This is a genomic window from Paradesulfitobacterium ferrireducens (genome assembly GCF_017310645.1).
GTDB lineage: Bacteria > Bacillota > Desulfitobacteriia > Desulfitobacteriales > Desulfitobacteriaceae > Paradesulfitobacterium > Paradesulfitobacterium ferrireducens.
The window spans coordinates 1-19,331 of sequence record NZ_JAFLRH010000006.1 but is presented as its reverse complement, the minus strand read 5'-3'; the positions used below and the strand labels follow the sequence as shown (position 1 = coordinate 19,331).

The window sequence follows — 19,331 nt, the reverse complement described above, 5'->3', positions numbered from 1 at the left end:
TTTCTAGGAAGACTAACTGAAGCGATGAATGGTCAAATCAATACGATCCTAGGAGGTGCCTGCATTGTCGAAAAAGTTAAATATCCTCATGTTCAGCGGTGAATACGATAAAGCCCTGGCCGCCCTCATCTTGGCCAACTCAGCCAAAGAAATGGGTCTCGATGTGACTTTGTTCTTCTCTTTTTGGGGATTACTCTTAGTGCGTGATCCGGAAAAAATGACCCTTGAAGATAAAACGGCTTATGTCAAAATGTTTGAGCTGGTTACCCCCAACGGAATAGAAGAATTGCCTTTGTCCAAGTTGAATATGGCCGGCATAGGCAAGAGGATGCTGCAGGAGATGATGGAGGATGTGGAAGACCGAGCTTAACCGATTTTCTCAACGGAGCACGGAAAAAGGGTATAAGCTTTTATGCGTGTAAACTTTCAGTAGACGTCATGGGATTCAAAAAAGAAGAACTCCTGCCGGAGGTCGAGATTCTCACAGCCAAGGAATATCTACAAGATGCGCTGGAGTCGCATATCCAGTTATTCATCTAATACTTATACAAATGACAGGCGACCTCATGCTCTTCTTCCACCTGAATCAAAGCCGGGGTTTCCGTTTGGCATTCCGGCATGGCCTTGGGACAGCGGGCATAAAAGCGGCAGCCGCTCGGAGGATTGATGGGAGAAGGGACATCCCCTTCCAAAATAATACGCTCCCGTTGCCGTTCTACTTCCGGGTCGGGAATCGGAATCGCGGATAAGAGGGCTTCGGTATAGGGATGAAGCGGTTGGCGGTATAATTCATTAGACCGGGCGACTTCCACCAACGCTCCCAAATACATCACTCCAATCCGGTCAGAGATGTATTTCACCATCGCCAAGTCATGGGCAATAAACAAATAAGTGAGCCATTTTTCTTGCTGCAGGCGCTTGAATAAATTAATGACCTGGGCCTGAACGGACACGTCCAAAGCCGAGACCGGCTCATCCGCGATGATAAATTCGGGTTCAATCGCCAGGGCGCGCGCGATTCCGATCCGCTGCCTTTGGCCTCCGGAAAATTCATGTGGAAAACGGGAAGCATGTTCTTCCAGCAGGCCAACAGTATGCAGCAGCTCGGAAACCCGCTCCCGCCGCTCGGCTCCGCTGTACAACCCGTGAATATCGATCCCTTCCGCAATGATATCACCGACGGTCATGCGCGGATTGAGGGAAGCATAAGGATCCTGAAAAACCATTTGCATGGCGCGGTTGAACTTTTTTAGTTTATCTCCTTTTAACTGGTGGACGTTTTCGCCCTTAAAGAGAACCTGGCCCTTGGTCGCACCATATAAGCGCAAAATCGTGCGCCCCAGGGTTGATTTCCCGCACCCTGACTCCCCAACCAAACCAAAGGTTTCTCCCCGCCGGATCGATAAGCTGACATCGTCCACCGCTTTCAAAACGCCGTTCGTTACCTGAAAATACTTTTGTAAATTCCGGACTTCCAAGATAGGATCAGACGCTGCCATTGAATCCGACACTCCCATAGTACCCGTCACGGTGTTTCCTCCTCGTCTTAACCAATAATTCGCATTAACGGACAGCCGTTTTTTGCGCGCGCTCGTCCAACAACCAGCAAGCCGCCTGGTGCTCGCCTTGGACGATTTGAGGCTGCGGGTCTTCCTTCAAACAAATGTTTAAAGCGTGCGGACAGCGGGCCGCAAAGGCGCAGCCTTCCGGAGGGGCTAGCAAATCCGGCGGCATGCCTTCAATCGGGACCAATTCCCCCTTCTCCTCATCATCCAGCCGCAGGACGGAATGCAATAGTCCCTTGGTATAGGGATGCTGCGAGCGGTAGAAAATGTCATCCACCGTTCCCTGCTCCACGATTTTCCCGGCATACATGACCGCCACCCGCTGGGCAATCTCGGCCACCACTCCCAAATTATGCGTAATCATGATGATGGAAGATCCGGTTTGCTCTTGCAAGTCTTTTAATAAATCCAGAATTTGAGCCTGAATAGTGACGTCAAGGGCCGTGGTCGGTTCATCCGCAATCAGTAGTTTCGGACGGCAGGCCAGAGCGATGGCAATCATAACCCGCTGCCGCATCCCCCCCGAAAACTCATGCGGATATTGTTTGATCCGGGTTTGCGGACGCGGAATCCCGACCATGGTCAGAAGTTCTAAGGCTTGTTTCTGCGCTTTTTCTTTGCTCAGTCCTTGGTGTTTCACTAACCCTTCCGTAATCTGCTTGCCGATGGTCATGGTTGGATTCAATGAGGTCATGGGATCTTGAAATACCATCCCGATTTCCGAACCGCGGATGGATTCCATCTCTTTCGAGCTGAGCTTGAGCAGGTCCACCTTGTTCTCGCCAAAGAGGATTGAACCCCCTTTAATCACCGAAGGAGGACTCGGTATTAAACGCATAATGGTTTGGGAAGTGACTGATTTGCCGCACCCGGATTCCCCGACGATGGCCAGGACTTCTCCTTCTTTCAGGTCAAAGGAAACACCCCGAACTGCCTGAACTTCACCCGCATACGTATGAAAAGAGACTTTAAGGTCTTTGACTTCCAAAATATTTTGCACACGGACACCTCCTCCGCTGATTAGCTATTTTCTCAATTTCGGGTCGAGCGCATCGCGCAAACCGTCTCCCAGCAGGTTAAACGACAACATCATCAGGGAGAAGATGAGCGCCGGAAAAAACAATCTCCAGGGGAAGAGGCGCATGGAACCAACCCCGTCTGAAAGCAGCATGCCTAAGGAAGCGAGCGGAACCTTGACTCCAAGACCAAGGAAAGAAAGAAATGCTTCCGTAAAAATAGCTTGGGGTATGGTAAAGGTAATCTGAATGATGATAAAACCAAGGGCATTGGGAATGAGATGCCGTAAAATGATACGCCAAGTACCGGCCCCTAAAGAAGTTGCCGCCAAAACATATTCCTGTTCTTTCAGGGAAAGGACTTGACCCCGCACCAGCCGCGCCATCGAGATCCAACCGGTGATGCCGTATGCGAGTACGATCGTCCAAATCCCCGATCCCATAATCACGATCAGCAATACCGTGATCAGCAAATAAGGAATCGAGTAAACAATTTCGATAAACCGCTGCATGATATCATCGACTTTTCCGCCGTAATAAGCAGAAATTCCCCCGTATAGGACCCCGATCAATAAGTCCATGAGCGCGGCCATGATCCCGATGAACAACGAAATGCGCGTTCCCCACCAGACCCGGACCCATAGATCGCGGCCGAATTCGTCCGTACCAAACCAGTGCTGCCCGTTTGGCATCATATTTCGCGCCTGCAGGTTCTGCACTTCATAGCCATACTTCTGCAAGAAAGGGCCGATAAGGGCCAGGATGGTTATTCCTATCAAAAACACAAACCCAGCCATGGCTAACTTGTTCTTTTTGAGCCGGCGCCAGGCATCCTGCCAATAGGTGATGGAGGGTTGTGTCATTTTTCCTTGCTCACTAACCTCTTTAACCACAGGATCAAACAGGTTATTGGTTATTTCCTGCATGTTTTATTTCCTCCCTTTGGCCAGGCGGATTCGAGGATCAATGAATCCGTAAGCAATATCTGTGAGAAAGATTACGATCATCAGGAGGAGGCTGTAAAAGATAGTTAACCCCATAATTAAGGTGTAATCGTTGGAATAGACCGCTTGCACAAAATATTTGCCCAGACCGGGTACGGCAAAAATCTGCTCCACCACCAGCGTACCTGTAATCACATTGACCGCAATCGGTCCCAGAACTGTAATGACCGGGAGAATGGCGTTGCGCAGGGTGTGTTTAATAATGACGGAGGTTTGAGACAATCCTTTGGAACGCGCCGTTTTAATATAATCGGAATGAATGACATCAAGCATCGAAGTCCGCATCATCCTTGCGGTGAGGGCAATGGTCATAAAGGACAGGGTCAGCGCGGGTAAAACCCGGTTGGCCGGGCCATCCCAGAGCGCAGCAGGCAAAATCCCCCATTTGACCCCGATAAAATATTGCAGTATCGGCCCGAGTACGAAAGAAGGAATCGAAATCCCGACAATCGCAATAAACATCGCCGTATAATCCCAGGATTTATTGTGTTTAAGCGCGGCCGTAATCCCAAGAAGCAACCCAATCACAACGGAAAAAACAATGGACTCAATCCCCAGCTCAGCGGACGCCGGAAACGACCGCTTAATCACGTCCGTAACCTTGGTTGTCGGATAAGCAAAAGATACGCCTAAGTCACCTTGTAAGACATTGATGAGATAGTTTTTGTATTGTACGGACAACGGCTGATCTAAGCCATATTGTTTTTCCAATAACGCCCTTTGCTGGGTAGTGAGTTTTTCGGAATTAGCGAACGGATCACCCGGTAGATTATGCATGAGGACAAAAGTCACGGTAACAATCATCCAGAACGTAATCACCATATAGATGAAACGCCGCAGGATAAAACGACCCATGATCGCACCTCCCTATTCTTAAAAAATTATACTTTATTGAAAGTCTAACGCATTTGCTTGTTTATGCGCCTCCGACTGTGCTTTCTCAAAGAAAACTTGGCTTGCGCTGAGCCTTTGGCGAAGGCGGAAGCCGTAGTTGCACTTGTACCACCAGAAACTTATACTTTCTGATTGGTGGAATAAAGGAGGGGTTCCGACGGAACCCCCCTATCTGCATAACCCTAAAATCCTTAACCAAAATCCTCGTATCGTAGAACCCTTGGTCCAAATTACTGGATAAATGCTTCCTTAAGATCCCATTCCGAACCATACGGGAAGAATAGAATATTTTTAGCACTTGGTCTGACTAGATAGGAATAGGCACGGAAGTTGACCGGCGCAACCGGCATTTTAGCGGCCAAAATCTTTTCGGCTTCGATTAAATATTGAGTCCGTTTGGCAGGGTCTGATTCCGCCCTTGCTTTTTTAATAAGCTGGTCATATTCCGGATCATTAAACAGACTTTCATTGAAAGAAGAGGTAGATTCATGCAGGTCCAGGAAGGTCATCGGCTCGTTATAATCCGCTCCCCAGTTGAATAGCAACAGTTCAAACTGGTGGCTTTGCCCGCGGTCGATCCGCAGTTTGTGCGGAATGGCCTCGACCGTGACATCAATTCCAAGATTTTGCTTCCATTGTCCTTGGATAAATTCCATGGCCTTTTTCCCGTCTTCCGTATCATCCCCGGTGAATTTTAAGTTGGGGAAGGATGACAGACCCACTTCCTTTAAGCCATCGGCTAACAAGGTTTTGGCTTGGGCCGGATCATATTTGGCCAGCACATCACCGGCCGCAGCGCGGAACTCTTTGTTGTCGGCGCCCATGGTCCCAAACGGCACAAAACCGGTGGGGGATTTGCTGCCGTCATGGAAGACGATATCGACCAAGCTTTCGCGGTCAATGGCTAAGGCCAGCGCTTTGCGGATTTTCTCGTTTTTGAGCACCGGAACATTCTCGTTCATCTCAACATAGGTGATATAAAGCTGGGGCTGAACCACATAATCCGGTTTTCCTTTCCATTGATCCACTTGGTCGCGGGTAATACGGGCCACGTCAATGGCATTGGATTGATACAAGTTGGCTAAGGTATTATTATTGGATGCGATTTGCACCACAACCTCGTCCAGCTTCACTTTGTCTTTATCCCAATACTTGTCATTTTTCACCAGGGTCAAGCTTTGCTCATGATCCCATTTGGACAAAATGAACGGGCCATTGTACAACAGCTTGTCGGCATCGGTCGCATACTTGTCGCCCTGTTTCTCAACAAATTCCTGCTTTTGCGGGAAGAAAACCGGGAACGCCAGTTGGGCGGTCATAAAAGGAACCGGGTTTTCCAAGGTAAAGGTCAAGGTTTTGTCATCGGTGGCTTTGACCTCGACTTGGTCAGCGCTTCCTTTCCCGGTCATAAAGGCCTCTCCGCCTTTAATCCAGGCAACCATGAAGGCGTAATCCGCTTTGGTTTTCGGATCCAGGGTGCGCTTCCAGGCATACTCAAAGTCTTTTGCCGTCACTGGGGAACCATCGGACCAGGTGATGTTGTCACGCAGTTTGATGGTATAGGTTTTCCCATCGTTGGTGATTTCCGGGAGCGCGGCCGCCAATGCAGGCACCGGTTGCCCGTTTTTGTCCAAACGATAGAGTCCTTCTTCCACCTGGGTTAGGATATCAAACGATACCGCCGCTGAGGCTTTAGAGGTATCCAGAGCCTGTGGTTCCGCCAGCAAAGTCATCTTTAAGACTTGTTTGGCATTTCCCGATGTGCCGGTTGTCGTGGTGCCGCTGCCGCACCCTGCAAGCAGAGTGGCAATGAGCAATGTGCTTAAGATTCCGGCAATCAGTCTTTTGGATTTAGCCATGAAATATGTCCTCCTCATTAACCTAATTTTCAGCTAAATTATACCAAGAGGCTTGGGCCAAACTAAAGAAATAAAAATGAGAAAAAGTAACTTTTTCTCATTCAATCCAGTGGTACCGGTTTTTCGGTCTCCCCATTTTTTGATAACTCGGCAGCGGCTGAACCTTGCCGTTGTGAACCAGGTAGGTCAGGTAGCGGTAAACGGTAGGCGTGGCCAGCCCTAATTCATGCGAAATTTCTTCCACGGTGGAAGGCTCCTCGGAAGCGGCCAGATACCGTTCGATATAGGATAGGGTCGATTGGCTGATTCCTTTGGTTACGAAGACTTCGTACTGAAATTTAGGGGTGGCTTGAACTGTTTTGGTCATATCCAAAAGCCGCTTATGCAATTGAACCCGGGCAATGAGATCCGGCGCTTTGACCGGTTTCAGCGCAAAATCCGTAGCCCCTTCGTCCAGGAAACGGTCTGCGATTTCCTGCCTTTCGTCCACGGTCAGCACCAGAATCGGCACCAGCTGGTCATGTTCCCGAATCAGCCGCACCGTTTCCAGCCCATCGATCTCGGGCATATGGTAATCCACTAAAATGATATCCGCGCCATGGCTTAAGAATTCCTTGATTCCTTCGCGCCCGTTGGGAAAAGCTTTGGGTTCCCAGCCGACAAAGGTAAAGATTTCAGTTAACATATAGCGCAGTGCTTCGTCATCATCCATAATCAATATTTTCATTGGTTCTCTCCCAGCGGCAGGGTCAGCCAAACCTTGGTTCCCCGCCCCGCTTCACTTTCTATGTTGACCGTTCCCCCGTGTCCTTCCGCAACCTGACGGACGAAGGAAAGGCCGACCCCGGGATGGTTTTTGGTACTGTAGCCGGCTTGCCAGATGTTTTTAACCTTATCTTCCAAAATTCCGCAACCGTTGTCCTCTATCTCTAATTTTACCTCATGAGGCATACTTTTTACACGCAAAATTACCCTGCCGTCGGCTTGATCCTTGATGGCGTCCAAGGCATTGTCGATCAGATTTATGATTGCCCGGGTAACCCGAATCTTATTAATGTAAACACGCGCTCCGGGGTCTCCCTCCATTTTAATCTCAACCGTAAAATTCGTGCCACTGAGACGGCTGGCCCGGACATAATCAATGAGTTCTTTCAGTTTACACCAGTCCTTGCGTTCCTCATACAAAATCTCCGAGATCATTTTGCTCATGGAATGAATGGAGCCATAGATGGTGTGGCAATATTCCTGGAGCTTCGGATCAGGCCAGCGCAGTTCAATGAGAGAAACCAGTCCTTCGATGGAAGCCAGCGGCGTTTTGAGATCATGGACCAGGTGCAGCACTTCCCGTCCGGAACGGGATTCCTGGGCTTCGAGCTGAGCCCGGTGCAAGTCCTGGGTAATGGTCCACTTTTCCATGGATAAGACCAAGTAAATCCATAAGGTGATGGAACTAGCCACAAAAATACAAAACAATACGATCGCATACAGAGTAAGCACATGTTCAAATCCGATTAGAGTAGCAGCCTGTTTAATTTTGCTTGATAAAGAACCGAGTCCAAAACCATAAGGAGTTAAAAAAGGGACTTGATTTAACCAGGTTACCCCAAAAATAAGCTGCGAGAAAACCAGAAGTTTCATGCCCATATTCAGTTTTTGTTTGCTAAACTTCTGCATGACTACGATCGTCAGCCACAGAAAGATATCAGTCGCCCCAAAACTATAGTTTAAAGGGGTCAGATTATTGACGATCACATAAGCGAGCGGCACGCTGACCAGGGGGATGATGCTTTTCAGCTCAGATCGTTTGAAAGCATTGGCCAGCCCGTCTCCCAGCATCACCACACTGAGAAACTGGGGGGTGGCAACCATGGTATTAATCGTAACAATGCGAAAGGAACTAATCATAAGTGTGCTTCCGTCTGTTTTACTGGTCATGGCTCGGAGCAACTGATCTAATGCCATCAGTTGAGGCTTTATGATATACGGGGTAAAAATTCCGAATAGAAATAACCCCGTTCCAAATACAATCCATATTTTCCACGACTCAACAACTTTCCCCACTGCCTGACCACCTCTTTCTACTGTTATTTTATCATGAATTACCAAGAATCTATCCCTATAACATCGTATTATTTCGGTTTATCCAGTTTTTCCGGTTTTTATCTTCTCTAATATTTTTCCCTAATAAGCACGAAACCCCACGGCTTGGACCGAATTCCAAACCTTGGGGGTGCGTAAAATGGTTGCATCAGTCTATAGGTTATGATTATTTCGCCGGCGGATGATATGGTAAACTCGTTACGAGGATATTTTTGCGTAAAAGGAGCAACAGTTTCATCAACTGACCGGTCTGGTTGTGCAAGAAATTCTGCCACAACTTTGGCGGAACAAATTCTGGAATTACCAGGGTGACAGTGGAATACCTAGCATCTTTTTCAACAGTATCTAAATAGTTCAGCAAGTCATGGACAGTAGCTCTATACGGTGAATCCACAATCTCCAACTCGATTTGAATATTGCTTTCTTGCCAGTGTCTCTTTAGCTTTTCTGCCCTCTCCCTGTCTGAGGCAATGTGAACTGCAGTTGTTAACGGCGTCATTTCATACCCATATTGGAGAGCCTTAAGGACTATATTATTTAAATCAAATACCGGTACGACGATTTTACTCTGATATTCGGAAAGATTGACATTACAGCGTCGCTCTGTAATTCTAGCGATTTGTCGATTGAATTCTTCAATGTCCTCTTTTGTGGGTTTAATGAGCTGAATTTCACGTTTGTACACTTTTGATACAACATTAAAGAAAAACATAAGCAAGGGGATGATAATAGCAATTAACCAGGCCCCTTCAGTAAACTTCGTAATCAAGAAGATCATAAACACTAAGAAAGATATCGTTCCACCAAAGGCAAATATTATCAGGTCCCGGTAGTAACTCTTCGGTTTTGATTCAATGCAGTGTTTTGCCAGACCGAACCCCGTGAGGGAAAAGCTGATAAACACTCCAATGGCATACAAAGGCAGCATACTATGGGTGTCTCCGCGAAAAACAAGAATCAATACCAGACTGATAATGCTCAATGTCCAAATTCCGGCACTATAAACTAACCGGTCACCCAGATTTTTGAAATAGCGGGGAGCATACCCGTCCCGTGCCATTAAGCTCAACAGGATGGGTAAGCCAACAAAAGGTGTATTTGCAGCAATAACTAAGATAATCGCGATGCCTGCCATCAATATATAATACATAATATTTTTCCCGAAAATCAGCAATCCCAACTGGTTGATGATTGTATTATCATCACTGGGGATAAGCTGATATTTACTGGCCAAAAACACCATGCCGGCAAGGCCAACCGCTACAATAAATCCAAGCACAAACAATGTGTTAATCGCTCTTGTTTGAGCAGGAGCTTTAAAGGCTGACACACCGTTACTGACTGCCTCTGTCCCGGTTAAAGCTGTAGTACCTGCTGCCATAGCCCGCAGAAAGACAAATAAAGTTAAGCTCTGGGTATTAGCTGTAATTATTACCTGCGACTCAGCTATGGGAGTTATTCCAAAAACAAAATACTTAAAGATACCAAAACCAACTAGAGCGAGAATACTAAAGATATACGTGTAAACAGGTAAAGCAAAAAGCCGGGCTGACTCTTTCACACCACGCAAGTTAACAATGGTCATAAAAATAATGATAAGACAGTCTGCCAGAACCTTATGAGGAGTCGGAGCAAGCCAGGGAAAAATTCCGGTAAGATTCTCTACAGCTGAACTGACGCTAACAGCTACCGTTAAAATATAATCAGTGCTTAAACTGGCTCCGGCCAGAAGCCCCATTTTTTCTCCCAAGAAAGCATGCGCAACAGTGTAGGAGCCTCCACCTTGGGCATATTTTTGGATCGTACGCCGGTAGAGCATAATAATGCTTAGGAACAATAGAATGATAGCAGTCGTAACTTTTGACGAGGCCGCATAACCGGTAGTTCCAGCTAAAATTAAAACATATAAGATTGCATCCGGAGCATAACCCTGAGAAGATATAACATCAGAACCAAAGACGGGGATACCACCAAATACCCCTACTTTTTGGGCTTCCGCGCTTTGCGTCGTCAGAGGATGACCAAATATTAACGTTCTTAATCTTAACCTCATTAATCTGGTGTTGTCCGCAGCCATAAAAATACTCCGTCCTTTTCCTTTAGACTTTTTATTTATCTTTTCATCAATGCTCCAATATTATAGCTCCAAATGCCATAAAGATAGTCTAAAGAAAAAGGCTAAAAGCATAAAGAAAACATAAAGGAAGCATAAAGAAACCATAGTAATCAATGATCTTGGACGGATATCTGGATATGGAGATTTTCATAATAACCGGTAGCCAACCCCCGGTTCTGTGATAATATGGCGTGGCCGAGATGGGTCAGTCTCAATTTTGCGTCTAATTTGTCCCATAAAGACCCGCAAATATTGAATGTCATTTTCATACGCCGGTCCCCAAACTGTACGCAGGAGAAACTTATGGGTTAAGACTTTACCCGCATGAAGAGCCAAATTTTTTACCAGCTCATATTCAATCGGAGTTAGTTTAATTTCTTCACCGGCGACTTTAATCTGACGGTGCGGCAGGTCAATCACTAAGTTATCGAACCTTAATACCGGTTCTTCTCCAGCTACCGCCGTATGACGCAAGGCCGCCCGCATCCGGGCGAGTAATTCCCCCATCCCGAAAGGCTTTGTCACATAGTCATCGGCTCCATTGTCCAGAGCCATAATCTTGTCTGTCTCCTGTTCCTTAACTGAAAGAATGATGATAGGAACCTTGGACCAAGCCCGTATCTGGGTTAACACTTCTATGCCACTCATATCAGGCAGGCCTAGATCTAAAATGACTAGTTCAGGGCCAAATGAGACAACCTCATCTAAGCCGGCTTGACCGGTTCCAACATCTCTTACATCATACCCATGGCTGGTCAGGCTAACCCGCAAAAACCTGCGAATTTGGGTTTCATCATCAATGATTAAAATGCGCTGTCCCTTCTTATCCATCCTAATCTTCCTCTTCTATCTTAGAAACTTTATCAGAGAGTTCGTCACTTAAGGGCAAAGTAAATGTAATCGTTACACCACCAAGCTCGTTGTTCTCGGCCCAAATATCACCGTTATGAGCTTCGACAATTCCTTTACAGATCGCTAAGCCTAGACCGGATCCACTCACTTGGAGCGGGGAGCTCAACCGGTAGAACTTGTCAAAAACCTTGCTTAAATCGGCCTCAGGAATACGGTTACCCTGGTTGGCTACCGCGATTTCGATGTCCATTGGTTCTTTACGGACAGCTATCGTTATTTTGCTGTCTGGCTCAGAGTACTTAACTGCATTTTCCAGTAAATTGACCAGTACTTGTTCGATCAAAACATAGTCGGCTTGGACCAAAGACAAGCCTGCAGGGATATTAATATCAAGCGGGCGTTTGGCAAGGACAACCCCTAACCGGTTTACCGCTACTCCGATAATATCCTGAATATCACACCAGTTTTTATTTAACTTGAGCATTCCGCTTTCCAGGCGAGCCATGTCTAAGAGGTTATTCACAAAGCGGTTCATTCTTTCCGCTCCTTGAAGAATGGTTTGCAATAGATCATGACGAGCATCGGGAGAGTACACGGCGTCATGGTCTTCTAAGAGTCCGGTAACCGCACCAATGATTGATGCTAGAGGAGTACGCAAGTCATGGGATAATGAGTTGAATAATGCCGTTCGCAGCCGTTCTGACTCTGCCAAGGCGTGGACCTGCCTGGCTTCGTCTGCCAGTTTTATTCTGTTAATTGCCATTGCTGCCAGCCCGGCGAAAGCATCTAAAAAACGAATTTGTTCGGAGTTAACCTGATCTCCTGTTTCTGTAGCATTGAAGCAAATCCCCAAGACCCCTTGCGTTCCCTGTTCCGTGGATAATGGCAAGTATAACGCTTTAGCTAAGCCTAAGGTTTCGGTTCCTTGTCCGGCTTTTTGCCCTCTTTCATAAACCCAGGTCGCCACCGCCAGTTCACTATCACTCAGGAAATGTTCGGAACATGAACTCTGCCGCAAGACAAGTTTTCCTTTATCATCAGGCAAAAGCAGAACAACCTGACCGTCGAGAGTTTCAGCGATCTTGCGAGCTATGCTTTCCAGGACCCTATCCAATTTATCGACAGCCGTAAGATCACGGCTAAGGGAGTATAAGGTGGAAACCTGCTGTTCACGGTCTCGGGAAAAACTGATCCGGTTTCTCAATCGGTCAGAAAGGGTCCCGGTAACAAAACCTACTGTCATTAATATGGCAAAGCTAATAACATAACGGAAATCATCGACTGTAAAGGTATAGAAAGGCGGAACGAAGAAAAAGTCAAAGATGACAACACCCAGTCCTGCGGTAACAATGGCAGGCAAACGGCCCCAGCGGGCTGCGCTGAGAAGAACAGGAAGCAGATAGAGCATAGAAATATTGACTGGTCCTAGAAATGACTTAAGCGGAGTAGTAACAACTGTCAAAGCCACCATCATAAGAAAGGACATTAGATAAGGTACGTATGAATGCTTCTTTTGCACGGGACGGTTAACCGTTTTTCTTCCTTCTTGGGTTACAATCTTATCAGGCTTTCGTTCAGCTCTTTCGCGCTGTCCTGATATAACATGTATGCTAATGCCGTGACTGTGCCGAATTACTTTATCGACGATGGAGCCGTGGAGCAACTCCCTAAAACGGGTACGATCCGGTTTGCCAATTATAATTTGAGAAACATTACGTTTTCGGGCCAGCGCCAGAATCTCTTCTGCTACGTCATCCCCATAAAGACCAACAATTTCCGCACCAAGTTTTTCGGCCATCCGCAAGTTTTTGGCCATAGAGTCCTTGTCAGCCTCACTCTTGGACATGCGATCAGAAGTTTCTACGTAGACAGCCAGCCATTCAGCATTCTGTCGGGTTGCCATTCGCTTGGCCGTTCGGATAAGACGAGCGGAAAAAGGACTGCCGCTTACACAAACCATTAATTTCTCTCCCGAAGGCCAGGGACCGGCAATGCCATGAACCCGCATATATGATTCTAACTGGCTATCCACCCGCTTGGCTGTATAACGGAGGGACATTTCCCGCAGGGCATTTATGTTCCCCGGACGAAAGAATTTCTTCATAGCCTCAGCCGCTTGTCCGGGTACGTAAACTTTGCCTTCTTTGAGCCTCTGAATTAGCTCTTCAGGCGTAATATCAACCATTTGGATTTGGGATGCCGTTTCCAGCACCTTATCCGGGACTGTTTCACGCACCCTGACTCCGGTAATTTGAGCAACGACATCATTCAGGCTCTCCAGATGTTGAATATTCAGGGTGGTATACACATTGATGCCGGCAGCCAATAACTCTTCCACATCCTGGTAACGATTTGTATGACGGGAACCTGGTATATTGGTATGGGCTAACTCATCCACTAAGGCCAATTGAGGGTGACGCGATATGACGGCATCCAAGTCTATTTCTTTAAATGTTCTGCCCCTGTAGTCCAGCATTTTTAGCGGTATCACCGGAAGTCCATCAAGTAAGGCCTCTGTTTCAGCTCTGCCGTGAGTTTCGACCAACCCAATCACCACATCCACGCCTTCGGCCAATCTTTCCTGCGCCGCCTCCAACATGGCATAGGTCTTACCCACTCCAGCTGCCGCGCCCAGAAATACCGTTATCTTTCCATGGCCCTCTTTTTCTATACTGGCTAGAAGCTCATCCGGATCAGCCCGTGTCTCTTTCATCATCTCTATATCACCCAGCTTTACTGGTAATGCGAACATTACGAATTCCGACTTATTATAGCCCTAAAACCCATAAAAATAGTCTACCCCAAGGCTGGTCGAATTCCAAGCCTTGGGGTAAAAACACTTCCGAGTAGCGAGTTTAGTTACAGCATAAAGAGCATTTGAGCGTAGGTTGGTACTGGCCACAGGTCTGCATCGACTAGATTCTCCAACTGGTCAATATCTTGGCGAAGAGATTGCATTGCAGTGAAAACAAAATCACGATAGAATTTACCTTTTTCGAAGATGTCATCACCTTCTAAATTGTTGGCCTCATCAGTTACCAATTCCAAGTTGGCAAGCCTTTGCTTCATAGAAGCCATCAACCCTGAAATTTCTTTCAAAAGGCCTTCTTGCACAGAGATATCAGCACCTGCTCCGGCATTCTTAACCGCAATTAACGAGTCAGCCAAGCTCCCAACATATTTTAAGACAGCAGGTAGGATTTGGCGCTTGCCCATGTTGATCATAGTGAGAGCCTCAATGTTAATCTGCTTGCAATATTGTTCCAGACGAATTTCGTAGCGCGAATGCAATTCCGTTTTGCTGAAAACTCCATGTTTGCTAAAGAGATTAATAGCCTTTTCCGTAATAAAAGCTGGAATCGCATCGACCATGGAGCGAATGTGCGGCAACCCTCTCTTTTCCGCTTCCGCGACCCATTCCTCTGTGTAATTGTTGCCATCGAACACAATCCGCTTATGATTGACAGCAATTTCTTTCAGAATAGCTTTTAATTCCATATCAAAATCCTTGGTATTCTCCAGGCGATCGGCGATCTGGCTTAATACTTCAGCAACAATTGTATTGAGAACAATGTTCGGTCCGGAAATGGATAGGGATGATGGTACCATGCGGAATTCAAATTTATTTCCGGTAAAGGCAAAGGGCGAAGTACGGTTCCGGTCAGTCGAATCCTTTTTCAGTATCGGTAAGGTACTTACACCGACGTTAATCGTGCCGCCCTGTTTAGAATCTTTCGCACCACCATTGGCCAGCTGGTCAATAATATCGGATAATTGATCACCCAGGAAAATGGAGATGATAGCCGGAGGTGCTTCATTGGCTCCTAACCGGTGATCATTGCCTGCATTGGCTGCTGAAGCCCTTAACAAATCGGCGTAATCGTCAACAGCCTTAATTACGGCAGATAGGAAAGTCAAGAATTGGGCATTCTCATGAGGATTGTTGCCTGGCTCCAACAGGTTTTGGCCGTCATTAGTAGACATGGACCAGTTGTTATGTTTACCGGAACCATTCACACCGGCAAACGGCTTCTCGTGCAAAAGACACACAAGATCATGGCGCAGGGCGACTTTTTTCATGACATCCATCACGAGTTGATTATGGTCGGTGGCAATATTTGTGCTGGCAAAAATAGGAGCAATCTCGAACTGTCCCGGTGCTACTTCGTTATGCTGAGTCTTGGCCAGAATCCCCAGTTTCCACAACTCCGTATTTAATTCTTTCATGTAGGCAGCAACCCGCTCTTTAATGCTGCCAAAGTATTGATCCTCTAACTCCTGGCCTTTAGGCGGTTTAGCCCCGAAGAGAGTACGTCCGGTGAGCATAAGGTCCAGTCTCTTCTCAAAAAACTTCTTATCAATCAAGAAGTACTCCTGCTCCGGACCTACAGTGCTCACTACCCGATTGGCTGTAGTATTGCCGAACGAACGTAGAACGCGCAGCGCTTGGTTGGAAAGAGCCTCCATTGACCTAAGCAGAGGAGTCTTTTGGTCTAATGCTTCCCCATTATACGAACAAAAAGCGGTTGGAATGCACAACGTAACCACACCACCGTCGTCTTTAAGAAAAGCGGGCGATGTGCAATCCCATGCTGTGTAGCCTCTAGCCTCGAAGGTAGCCCTTAAACCACCACTAGGGAACGAAGATGCATCCGGTTCTCCCTTAATTAACTCTTTGCCGGAAAACTCCATAATCACCCGGCCATCAGAAGTCGGGGAAATAAATGAATCGTGTTTCTCTGCTGTAATACCTGTCATCGGTTGAAACCAATGAGTGAAATGAGTAGCCCCTTTCTCAATGGCCCAATCCTTGAGGGCATTGGCCACTACATCAGCCACAGCCGGATCCAAAGGCAAACCATTATCAATTGTGTTGCGCAAAGATTTGTAGACGTTTTTTGGTAGCCGTTCCTTCATTACTTGGTCGTTGAAAACATTAGACCCAAAAATATCCATTTCTCTTTTCCTCCCTTATTGGTATAACGCTCTCGAATTATCTTCCGAGGGCTATTATGTAGACTCGCGGAATCACCCCCAAAAAACAAGAAAAAACGGCTACTCTAGTAAAATCTAAAGCGCCGTTGCTTTGAGTGATTTTTCTTAATTATAGTTATTCCAGAGTTAAAAATCAATTATCTCCAGAATGAATACAGTATATACTATCGGATGATACAACCCTGTCGAAACTTTGTGGGTACAACCCCCAATAGTTTGTTATTCTGTAGACGGGTTTAACTCGTGCCCAAAACATTTTGGCAGCAAAACGATGTCCGTATCCGGTTTGAAACGGGTAGCCATTGCCCACTGAACTTCTGTCACTTCACCAAATTTGCCCTCCGGTTCCCGGACATATGGCAGGATTACTCTGTCCATCGCTGCATGGTCGTAGGACCACAGCGTTTGACGATGCTGATGGATGTGGGCCGCCATTTAAGGGACTACTACGAGCGAGCGGAAGCAAAAGGACCAACCCAAATCGCAAATTCGTTTCTATACATAAAGAGGGTAACTGATTTATTAAGGTTGTCATGTTTTGCTGAGCCAAAGTTCGGTACTTAGAGAATCCTGGCTGCGGACAAAAGTTTTTGCGCCAAAGCAGCTAGCTCCTCCATGGAAGCGGAGATCTCTTGGCTGCTTGCAGCCTGGTTAAACGCGATTTCTTGGGTTTTATCAATGGAAGCTGTTATTGCGCTCATGCCCTCGTAAGTCTTTTTAAGGATTTCGGTTATTTGCCCCACTGAGCTTTAATGTCAATCTTTTTTCCAGGATAATAAGCTACAAATTTCTTGCAGTCTGTCACTGCCACCATACAATCGACGGGAAAAAGGTTTTTGAGGAACTGTGCTGAATAACCTAAAGCGGCCAGCTTGTCTTCATCAGTGGCAAATATCATCCCCACTGTCTCCTCCCATCACGCTTCTACTTCGCGGCATTCCCTAAGTTTTTTGCAGCAAGGATTATACGAGCGTCCAAAGCTAAGGCTCCTTGACCTTGCTCATAGACCGCAACTGGGTTCAGGTCGATCTCGGACACTTCAGGACATTCCAACATTAGTTTGCCAACATTGACAATCATCTGGGCCAAGCTTTCCGTGTCACAAACCTCGCGGCCACGGGCTCCATTTAGCAGAGGATATCCTTTAATGCTGCTTACCATTTCTCGGGCCCCGGCGAGGGAAACAGGGGCTACCCGGAAAGTAACATCTTTGAATACCTCGACAAAGATACCACCCAGGCCAAACATCACAACCGGACCAAACTGGGAATCACGTTTGGCGCCAATAATAGCCTCGACGCCTGGTTTGGCCATAGCACAAACGAGAATCCCTTCGATACGGGCGTCTTTGTTATACCGGAGTGAGTTCGAGATAATTTCCCGGTAGGCGGACCGCAACTCTTCCTCATTCTTAATATTAACCTTCACTGCTTGGGCATCGCTTTTATGCAGGATGTCGGGGGAAACGATCTTTAGGACAATCGGGTAGCCGATTTTGCTTGCGGCAACGACCCCTTCGTCCTCGCTTTGCACTAATGCGCTCCGGGCGCTGCTGATGCCGTAAGTTGACAACAGTTCGTTAGCTTCATGTTCAAGCAGATTGCGTCCTGCTGCCAAAGCTTGGGCAATTACTTTGTGGCTGTAATCCCTGTTGCTCTGTACTTGAGTGCTTTGTGTGGAAGATTTTTCAGTTTGTAGATATAGCGTACGTTCTACCATCCTTGACATTGCCCTAGCTGCCCGGTCAGGAACTTCATAAGTCGGGACTCCTTCCTTTTCGAGAAGCTGGCATGCCTCCCGGACAAATTCTCCGCCGATCAGGCAGACGGATACTGGCTTATTGGGCCTGGTGCGGCACACTTTGAGAACTTCCTCGGCCAACGCGGTCGGCTTGAGGAATGTTGGCGGAACACTCAAAAGTACAACACCGTCCACATTAGGATCATCCAGCACTGCGGCGAGGGCTTGCCCATGATGCTCTTCCATGGCTGCCGCGCTCATATCCACGTACCCCTTGACATGATCGACCAGGGCCATAGGGGGTCAGCGAGATGCCTGGAGTCACGCAAATAGGCATGAACATGGAGAGAAGTTGGCCCGGTCATGTGATAGACAATGATTACATGGTCTTGCTTGGTTAGTTCTTGTGCTACAGCATCTAGTTTTTCCGGCTGAACCTCAATATCAAAAAATGCGGCCAGTGGACGCCCAAGTGCCGCAGCATCCAAAATGACCGTAAACTGCTCTATGATTCCTCTTTCAGTTAGACTTTGAATGCGATCCCTAACTGCTACTCGAGAGAGGTTTACCTTGCGGGCGATTTCAGCGTTTGAAACCCGGGAATTCTCTAAGAGCAGCTTAATAATCCCCCGGTCAATGTCATCTAGTTCCTTGATGTCATCCAACATTAGTCTTCGCCCCCATTTCCCTTTCTCATCGTAACCTCAATCGCATTATTGCACAAATAATCGGTTCTGTCTATTAAGTTCAACCCTTACATACGTCACTAAAAACCGCCTATTCATCGCCAAAGCGTTAGTGAAAGGTGAATCTGAAATCTTGATCCTTAACTTCCGTTGATATTTTGTACTTATTTTCACCATTTCGGAATAATAATCATAAAATTAAAAAATATTCTTTTTACCCTAAGGTTTTTGAATGCCCATAAAAATTCCATTAGATTTAGGGCTAATTAAATCCTTTCCCCAAATATTTCCCGGGTCTTTGACACTTGCGTTTATATAGAAATCCCTACAAGCCTTGAAAACAGGGCTTTTTTTATTGGAAAAATGTCAAATTCTCTTCAATTATTAGTGCGTAATTTTGCGTAATGTGTTATAATGTAAGGGATTGGAGGGGATTGTTGCTATGCGGCTTAGTATATCCAAGTCTAAAAATGCTACTTCGCTTTATGCCATACAATCTGTTTA

Annotated in this window: 16 protein-coding genes and 1 pseudogene; 1 reads left to right on the top strand and 16 read right to left on the bottom strand. The window is 46.7% G+C overall.

The features are described from left to right. Positions 1-64: 64 nt before the first annotated feature. A pseudogene (locus tag J0X21_RS02415) lies at positions 65-540 on the top strand (DsrE/DsrF/DrsH-like family protein). On the opposite strand, the gene J0X21_RS02410 reads toward J0X21_RS02415, so the two are convergent. The 16 genes from J0X21_RS02410 to J0X21_RS02335 form a co-directional block, all read right to left on the bottom strand. Next, positions 537-1,499, bottom strand: a complete 963-nt coding sequence (locus J0X21_RS02410; protein WP_206810252.1) for an ABC transporter ATP-binding protein — start codon at positions 1,497-1,499, stop codon at positions 537-539. The pseudogene J0X21_RS02415 and the gene J0X21_RS02410 sit on opposite strands and share 4 nt — an antisense overlap. Before the next feature lie 64 nt (positions 1,500-1,563). Continuing rightward, positions 1,564-2,565 (bottom strand): ABC transporter ATP-binding protein, encoded by a 1,002-nt coding sequence (locus J0X21_RS02405; RefSeq protein WP_206810114.1) that lies wholly within the window; start codon positions 2,563-2,565, stop codon positions 1,564-1,566. A 24-nt stretch (positions 2,566-2,589) separates the two neighbouring features. Continuing rightward, positions 2,590-3,507 (bottom strand): ABC transporter permease, encoded by a 918-nt coding sequence (locus J0X21_RS02400; RefSeq protein ID WP_206810112.1) that lies wholly within the window; start codon positions 3,505-3,507, stop codon positions 2,590-2,592. Between the two features lie 3 nt (positions 3,508-3,510). Then, positions 3,511-4,440 (bottom strand): ABC transporter permease, encoded by a 930-nt coding sequence (locus J0X21_RS02395; protein ID WP_209011266.1) that lies wholly within the window; start codon positions 4,438-4,440, stop codon positions 3,511-3,513. 269 nt (positions 4,441-4,709) lie between these two features. Then, on the bottom strand, positions 4,710-6,338 hold the full coding sequence (locus J0X21_RS02390) for a peptide ABC transporter substrate-binding protein (RefSeq protein ID WP_206810110.1): 1,629 nt from the start codon (positions 6,336-6,338) through the stop codon (positions 4,710-4,712). Between the two features lie 97 nt (positions 6,339-6,435). After that, positions 6,436-7,065, bottom strand: coding sequence for a response regulator (locus J0X21_RS02385; RefSeq protein WP_206810093.1), 630 nt, complete (start codon positions 7,063-7,065; stop codon positions 6,436-6,438). Continuing rightward, positions 7,062-8,399: a sensor histidine kinase gene (locus J0X21_RS02380; RefSeq protein WP_206810092.1), complete on the bottom strand. Its 1,338-nt coding sequence runs from the start codon at positions 8,397-8,399 to the stop codon at positions 7,062-7,064. Before J0X21_RS02380 ends, J0X21_RS02385 begins: the two co-directional genes overlap by 4 nt. Positions 8,400-8,604: 205 nt before the next feature. Continuing rightward, the gene (locus J0X21_RS02375; protein ID WP_206810091.1) at positions 8,605-10,515 is read right to left on the bottom strand and encodes an APC family permease; all 1,911 of its coding nucleotides are present in this window, start codon (positions 10,513-10,515) and stop codon (positions 8,605-8,607) included. 186 nt (positions 10,516-10,701) lie between these two features. Then, positions 10,702-11,385 (bottom strand): response regulator, encoded by a 684-nt coding sequence (locus J0X21_RS02370; protein WP_206810090.1) that lies wholly within the window; start codon positions 11,383-11,385, stop codon positions 10,702-10,704. Between the two features lies 1 nt (position 11,386). Beyond that, positions 11,387-14,122 (bottom strand): sensor histidine kinase, encoded by a 2,736-nt coding sequence (locus J0X21_RS02365; protein ID WP_206810089.1) that lies wholly within the window; start codon positions 14,120-14,122, stop codon positions 11,387-11,389. A gap of 143 nt (positions 14,123-14,265) precedes the next feature. After that, complete coding sequence (locus tag J0X21_RS02360; RefSeq protein WP_206810086.1) at positions 14,266-16,362, bottom strand: glutamine synthetase III family protein; 2,097 nt, start codon at positions 16,360-16,362, stop codon at positions 14,266-14,268. A 258-nt stretch (positions 16,363-16,620) separates the two neighbouring features. After that, positions 16,621-16,836: a hypothetical protein gene (locus J0X21_RS02355; protein ID WP_206810076.1), complete on the bottom strand. Its 216-nt coding sequence runs from the start codon at positions 16,834-16,836 to the stop codon at positions 16,621-16,623. 125 nt (positions 16,837-16,961) lie between these two features. Next, positions 16,962-17,102 (bottom strand): hypothetical protein, encoded by a 141-nt coding sequence (locus tag J0X21_RS02350; RefSeq protein ID WP_206810075.1) that lies wholly within the window; start codon positions 17,100-17,102, stop codon positions 16,962-16,964. 29 nt (positions 17,103-17,131) lie between these two features. Then, positions 17,132-17,299: a hypothetical protein gene (locus J0X21_RS02345; protein ID WP_206810074.1), complete on the bottom strand. Its 168-nt coding sequence runs from the start codon at positions 17,297-17,299 to the stop codon at positions 17,132-17,134. Between the two features lie 26 nt (positions 17,300-17,325). Beyond that, positions 17,326-18,402: an acetate--CoA ligase family protein gene (locus J0X21_RS02340; protein ID WP_206810073.1), complete on the bottom strand. Its 1,077-nt coding sequence runs from the start codon at positions 18,400-18,402 to the stop codon at positions 17,326-17,328. Next, the gene (locus tag J0X21_RS02335) at positions 18,399-18,809 is read right to left on the bottom strand and encodes an Lrp/AsnC family transcriptional regulator (RefSeq protein WP_206810072.1); all 411 of its coding nucleotides are present in this window, start codon (positions 18,807-18,809) and stop codon (positions 18,399-18,401) included. Before J0X21_RS02335 ends, J0X21_RS02340 begins: the two co-directional genes overlap by 4 nt. Between the last annotated feature and the right edge of the window lie 522 nt (positions 18,810-19,331).